At 34.6% G+C, this 231-nt stretch carries 1 protein-coding gene; it reads left to right on the plus strand.

What is annotated here, in order from left to right:
• Positions 1-219 (plus strand): gamma carbonic anhydrase family protein (locus ELQ05_RS08230; protein WP_407919987.1); only part of this gene is annotated, 219 nt, incomplete at its 5' end.
• Positions 220-231: the final 12 nt, after the last annotated feature.

The raw sequence follows: 231 nt of genomic DNA on the forward strand, positions 1-231 counted from the left end.
GCAGTGATTATGGATGATGCAGCTATAGGAGATGATAGTATAGTGGGTGCAGGTAGTGTGGTAACCAAAGGCAAGAAATTTCCACCCAAATCACTCATACTTGGAAACCCTGCAAAACTTATACGCGAACTAAGCGATGAAGAAGTGGCATTTTTAAAACAATCTGCTTTAAATTATGTTGAATTTAAAAATGATTTTTGGATTGATTTAAAATTTTAACAACGCTGTTTT

Origin of the sequence: Campylobacter sp. US53 (genome assembly GCF_004378995.1) — a bacterium.
Classification (GTDB): domain Bacteria; phylum Campylobacterota; class Campylobacteria; order Campylobacterales; family Campylobacteraceae; genus Campylobacter_D; species Campylobacter_D jejuni.